At 39.1% G+C, this 6,000-nt stretch carries 7 protein-coding genes; 5 read left to right on the top strand and 2 right to left on the bottom strand.

Going from position 1 to position 6,000, the window contains the following annotated elements; translation table 11 throughout:
- Positions 1-398 precede the first annotated feature (398 nt).
- The 5 genes from MSG66_RS07275 to MSG66_RS07255 all read left to right on the top strand — a co-directional run bounded on the left by MSG66_RS07275 (position 399) and on the right by MSG66_RS07255 (position 4,953).
- The gene (locus MSG66_RS07275; RefSeq protein WP_324653277.1) at positions 399-953 is read left to right on the top strand and encodes a helix-turn-helix domain-containing protein; all 555 of its coding nucleotides are present in this window, start codon (positions 399-401) and stop codon (positions 951-953) included.
- A gap of 213 nt (positions 954-1,166) precedes the next feature.
- On the top strand, positions 1,167-1,775 hold the full coding sequence (locus tag MSG66_RS07270) for a paraquat-inducible protein A (RefSeq protein WP_202741621.1): 609 nt from the start codon (positions 1,167-1,169) through the stop codon (positions 1,773-1,775).
- On the top strand, positions 1,772-2,581 hold the full coding sequence (locus tag MSG66_RS07265; RefSeq protein ID WP_324653275.1) for a paraquat-inducible protein A: 810 nt from the start codon (positions 1,772-1,774) through the stop codon (positions 2,579-2,581). The genes MSG66_RS07270 and MSG66_RS07265 overlap by 4 nt, the downstream gene beginning before the upstream one ends.
- A 7-nt stretch (positions 2,582-2,588) precedes the next feature.
- Positions 2,589-4,256 carry an intermembrane transport protein PqiB gene (locus MSG66_RS07260; protein ID WP_324653273.1) on the top strand — a complete coding sequence of 556 codons (1,668 nt, stop codon included), beginning with the start codon at positions 2,589-2,591 and terminating at the stop codon, positions 4,254-4,256.
- Positions 4,246-4,953 (top strand): PqiC family protein, encoded by a 708-nt coding sequence (locus tag MSG66_RS07255; protein ID WP_197731017.1) that lies wholly within the window; start codon positions 4,246-4,248, stop codon positions 4,951-4,953. Before MSG66_RS07260 ends, MSG66_RS07255 begins: the two co-directional genes overlap by 11 nt.
- Before the next feature lie 60 nt (positions 4,954-5,013).
- Here MSG66_RS07255 and uraH read toward each other — a convergent pair whose 3' ends face one another.
- A complete protein-coding gene (gene uraH / locus MSG66_RS07250; RefSeq protein ID WP_324653271.1) occupies positions 5,014-5,415 on the bottom strand; it encodes a hydroxyisourate hydrolase in 402 nt (133 codons plus the stop codon).
- A gap of 9 nt (positions 5,416-5,424) precedes the next feature.
- The gene (locus MSG66_RS07245) at positions 5,425-5,892 is read right to left on the bottom strand and encodes a GlcG/HbpS family heme-binding protein (RefSeq protein WP_133976222.1); all 468 of its coding nucleotides are present in this window, start codon (positions 5,890-5,892) and stop codon (positions 5,425-5,427) included.
- Positions 5,893-6,000: the final 108 nt, after the last annotated feature.

The following is a 6,000-nucleotide window of genomic DNA, read 5'->3' as shown; positions in this document are numbered from 1 at the left end:
GGTGCAGTTCAGGACGGAAGGGGGACGCCTTGTGCGTGCTGGTTCTATATGCCCAGTCTGCTAACCCCCTTTCGTTCTGCCACCATCATTTAGCAGTGATTGGCAGAAATTTTATGCATATAGGAGTTCGCTCATGCGTACTATTTCTTCTTATTTTTTGGTCTCTACCAAATTCTCTCTATCCATACCGCTTAATTGGTCTTTAAAACGGTTTAAACATTTATAGGTTTAGCCTTTAGATCGTTACGACTAAAAAATCATATCAACAATAAAGCTTGAGATAGGCTCGGGCACGGTTTCGTGCACCTGAGTTGTTCATTTTTATCGCTCATTTTAACAGTGACGGCCTTTCTATCTCTTTTATATACAACAAAAAATTATCTTTGAGCAGAATGTTTATGCCAAATTTAGAATCTTCATTTAGAGCACTGCGAGTGCTCCACGCAGCAAGAGACCTATTTAATCAACATGGCTTTCATAAGGTCGGTGTCGATCGAATTATTGCTGAAGCCAGAATTTCCAAATCCACTTTTTATAATGATTTTCACTCTAAAGAAAAGCTCATCGAGATGAGCCTAACTTTTCAAAAAGATGCATTAAAAGACGAGGTATTTTCAATTATCCATTCATATCGTGAACTCATGTTGTTCGATAAGCTCAAGAAAATTTTCTATTTACATGCAGATTTAGAGGGCTTTTACCATTTGCCATTTAAAGCAATTTTTGAAATTGAAAAGCTTTATCCAACCGCCTATAAGGTCGTAATTGACTATCGAAATTGGCTAATTCAAGAAATTTATAAGCTACTTTTAACGCTAAAAGTTACGGCTTCAATTGAAGATGCTCACCTGTTTTTATTTGTGATTGATGGCGCTATGGTCCAGCTTTTAGGGGAAAATCAGATAGATGATCGAGATATATTGTTAAACTATTTTTTAACCATGATTAATTAAGAATTGGCAAATGAAAAGCTCCTTATTTAAGGGGCTTTTTTATGTCTTTTCTCTTATTTATATAATTTAATAAAGTAAATCGAAGAAATCGTATTTAATTTTCTCTTGAAGAAATGAGATTAGTTTGGCACATTGCTTAGAAGTAGAATTCTATGCAAGCGTTGTAGCAAGCAGTTCTGACACAGTAAAAATTATAAATTTCAGAGTATAACTATGCGGCTTAATGAATTAGCAGGTTGTGAGGAGTGCGATACAGTCTATCGTAGAACCCCGCTTGCTTATGGAAAAAGAGCTTATTGTGTATGCTGCGGTGCTGAACTCTATCGGCACACCAAACCTTTTTCAACATTGTTAGCTTTGATTTTAACTGCCTTAATCGTATTTATTATTGCCAATAGCTTTCCTATCGTAAAAATTGAATTACAGGGAAATACATCTGAAACCACCTTACTTGGTGCGGTGTGGGTGATGTTTCATTATGATCGGGCTTTCGTGGGCTTACTCATCTTAATCACTACTTTTATTGTGCCGCTTTCTTATCTTTTATTACTTACCTATGTGTTGGGTACGGTGAGTATATTGAAGAAAAGGCCAACGTTTTTGGTGATGGCATTGCGCACACTTTTTTTTATGAGAGTGTGGGGAATGGTTGAGGTGTTCTTAATCGGAATTTTGGTCACACTTGTAAAGTTAGTGGGAATGGTATTGGTGATTCCCGAGATTGCTTTGTGGGCATTCGCAGTCTTAAGCATATTGTTGGTCTATATTACTTCGATAAAGGTGAGTGATATATGGAACGAAATTGATAGGTCACTACCATGAAAACAATAAAAAATGTGACCCAAGCAAAAAGCTCGCAACACGGATTGGGGGTTAAGCCATATCCACGAGCTAAAGATCTCTCATTAATTGTGTGTCATTGCTGTGGTGTCGTAAATTCTGCTCAAAATGAAAAAAGACGACGAGATAAAAGCCATCAAGTATTACGTTGTATTCGGTGTAATAGCGTGCTGCATTCACGCAAACCAGCAAGTTTAAATCGAACCTTTGCTTTGGTAGTGGCTGCAACCATCCTTTATATTCCAGCCAATGTACTTCCAATGACGGTGACTGACTCACTTTTAGGTAGTCAGCAAGATACGATCATGAGTGGGGTAATTTACTTTTGGCAAAGTGGAGACTATTTGGTTTCAGTGGTCATTTTCATGGCTAGTATTTTTATTCCAATGTTAAAGCTACTGATTTTGTATTTTTTATTATTTGCGGTATATCTACAGAAATCGGCAGGTTGGAAATTTTTACCCGAGCAATGCGTTAAATTATATCGAATTGTCGAGTTTATCGGACGCTGGTCGATGATTGATGTTTTTGTGGTGGCACTTTTAACAGCCCTCATTCAGATTCAATCGCTTGCTACAATTTTAGCAGGGCCGGGTTCGATTGCTTTTGGTGCGGTTGTGGTGTTAACCATGTTCGCATCTTTAAGTTTTGACCCACGTATTATTTGGGATAACTTCTACACATCTCAGAATACAAACAAACCGTCTTCTGTTGCTTCTGAAAAAACAACAATTATTCAGGCAGAACATCCGCCGTTGAATAATGATTCTATTAATCCCAGTCAATAAAAGAACAATGAGTATGTCTGAAAATGAAATAACCACTGGTAACTCAGATCATCGTGATACAGATGTTGAACTGGATAGCATGAATGATTTGCCAGAACCCCAAGAAAAGAAAAGTCGATGGAAGCCTTTATTAATCTGGCTCATTCCATTAATCGCTCTTTTAATCGCGCTTTCATTAGCTGTAAAAGCATTACTGTCTCATGGCCCTACAATTGATGTGTCTTTTCGGACAGCCGAAGGGCTAGTCGCTGGTAAAACCACAGTCCGCTATAAACAGGTGGATATTGGTGTAGTCCGGCAGATTGATCTTTCAGATGACCGTTCACACGTTATTGCCAGAATTGATTTGCGCAAAGGTGCGAGTAACTTTGCAGCGAAAGATTCACGATTTTGGGTGGTGCGACCGCGTATTGGGACGAGTGGGGTTTCAGGAATAGACACCTTATTGTCAGGTTCATATATTGAAGTGGATGGGGGGAAATCAGAAGAGGATAAGTTTGAATTTACTGGATTAGAAGTGCCGCCAGTCATATCTTCAGATGTTCCTGGAAAAGTATTTTTCTTAAATGCAGATGATCTTGGTTCGTTAGATATAGGTTCTCCGATTTATTATCGTCGAATTAATGTGGGGCAAATTACAGCTTATAAATTGTCTGATGACGGTAAAAATGTTGAACTACAAACGTTTATCCGCGCGCCGTATGACAAGTTTGTAACCACCGATGCACGTTTTTGGCAGGCGAGTGGGATTGATGTGACCTTAAATGCTTCAGGCTTTAATTTAAATACTCAATCTCTGGCAAGTATTGTCGCAGGGGGTATTGCTTTTGGATTCCCTGAAGGCTCACATGCTACGATGGCAGCGAATCAGAGTCGCTTTAATCTTTGGGACTCAAAATCTGATGCATTAAAAGAACCGGATGGTCAAGCTCGTGGTGTGATTATGTATTTTGATCATTCATTGCGTGGGCTTACGGTCGGTGCACCAATTGATTTCATGGGTATTGAAATTGGTAATGTTAAATCAATAAATGCCGAGTTTTATGACCACTATAAACAGATTCGTATGCGTGTTGAGGCAGTCATCTATCCTTCACGTGTTGAAAATGGTCAGGCGCTTAATCCAAACAGTGAAATTTTTAAAGATTTTGTTGAACATGGATGGCGTGCTCAAATGAGAACCGGAAACCTTCTAACGGGTCAAAACTATATTGCGCTAGACAGGTTCCCTAAAGCCAAACCAGCCACATTACAGATCCTAAGTGATAGTCGTGTAGTAATTCCAACTACACCAACTGAACTGAGTGGCTTACAAGCACAAGTTTCTCAAATTGCAGATAAATTAACGAAATTCCCGTTAGTTGAAATTGGGCAAGATGTACGTAAAACGCTTAACAATATGAACACAGCCATTGAGTCTACCGACAAGCTGGTTAAGCAGTTAGATGGTAAAGTTGCACCTGGTTTACAAGCAACCTTAGATGATGTGCGTAAAACTGTAAGGTCATCTGAGTCTATTTTGTCGAGCGATGCGCCGTTGCAGCAAGACGTACGTAAAGCATTACAGCAAATGACCCGTGCTGCTGCCTCTTTACAGTTAATGTCAGACTATATTGAACAACACCCTGAATCAATTATTCGTGGTAAGACACCAGAGACCGATGATGAAAAATAAAAACCATCTATCTTTTCAACTTCCTAAAGCAGCCAAATGGCTGCTTGGGAGTGGCTTGTTTTTAACGGCAGTTGCCATGACAGCATGTTCGAGTTCGCCAACGCCAAACTATTATACGATGTCCCCTAAAGTTACTCCGGTCACTAGCTCAACTGTGCAGGTGATTGAAGTATTGCCAGTCGGGATTCCAGACCGATTAGACCGTGCACCTTTGGTGCTACAAGACAGTAGTGGTAAGTCTACGGTGTTAAATAATGAGCGTTGGACATCGACCATGGGTACGCAATTACGCGATACCTTGTCGGCAGGTTTACAACAAAAGCTAGGGGCAATTGACAGTTATAGCAGTGGGCTTGCTGGAAACAATCAACCGTTATATCGCGTTTCTACAGACTTTTCTCATTTTGATATTATAGATCACAACAATATTAATATTGCTGTGTCTTGGGTTGTGAAGCGTCAGATACCTCCAACTCAATTAGAGTCAACTAATGCAAAAGTAATCACTAATAGAGGAGCTCAGCTCAATTGTAGAATTGCTTTTAAACAGCCGATTGATCAAAAAGCTAAAAAAATGGAAGCCATTGTAAGTGCTTCAAGTGAGGCCATGAGTCAAATTATTAATATTGTTTCTTCTTCGATCGTGGCGCTAGATTCAAACAAAAAAGCGGTTATTAGCAATGGTGTTTGTTCGTAAAACGACTCGCTTTTAACCAACCCCTTTATTTGTGCAAAACAGATAAAGGGGTTTTTTATTTTAATTGCCTCGATAGGTTGAATAACCATAAGGGCTGAGTAGTAACGGAATATGGTAGTGATTTACACTTCCATCCACTTTAAAAATCACAGGGACTTCGGCAAAAAAAGTTTGTTGTTTGTTCTTTTTAAACCAGTCTTCAGTTTTAAAGGTAACTTTATAAACACCTTGCTCTAGTTTTTTATTTTCTGGATAGAGTGCACTAATACGGCCATTTGAGTCGGTCACTTGTTGGTTAAGTTTAACCCACTGGTTATTTGTGTTTTTTTCTAAAACCACTTCAACCTGAGAAGATGGCAAACCAGTTTCTAAATTTAAAACATGCACACTGAGTGGATTACTCTGTGCAAATGTAGCCGAAGCAATAAATAAAGAAGATAAGGCAATAAATGATTTAGACATGATGAATCCTTATGAATGAAAAATGGTTTCAATGGCTTTACTTGCACATAGATTGTCATTTTGAGCACCACCAGCACCCGCAACGCCAATCGCCCCGATCACTTGGTTCTCAAAACGAACAGGTATGCCACCTCCTAACAACAGTAAATTTGCCAGTGTGGTTAAATTTTTTGCATCGGGGTTTTGGTTACTGTTTTGGCTTAAAACCAAGGTCGAAGTTTTGGTAGATAGCGCCGTATAGGCCTTTTTCTCGGCAGCGATTAAATTATGTGGACCAACTAACTCATGCCGTTCAGCAGTTAAAGTGTTACCACCACGGTCAACAATAACGACTGCAATGTTTTGATTTAGTTTTTTGCATGCCTCTTTAGCACTGTCGGCTAGCATTCGTGCAGTTTTAAGATCTAATGAATAGACTTGATTCAAAGCAGGGGGCTGTGCAAAAGTACTATTACCCAATACCGCGGCTGTTAGCATCAGCCAGTTCAATTTGTTCATGATGATTGCCTCTATGTCGCTTTGAAAATCTTAAACAAATTGAATAATTCCAAGCATGACAATCACATTACAAAGTTGTCATCTTTC

It is taken from the genome of Acinetobacter sp. IK31, assembly GCF_035615195.1.
In the GTDB taxonomy this organism is placed as follows: domain Bacteria; phylum Pseudomonadota; class Gammaproteobacteria; order Pseudomonadales; family Moraxellaceae; genus Acinetobacter; species Acinetobacter calcoaceticus_C.
This window is presented reverse-complemented; position numbering and strand designations above follow the sequence as displayed.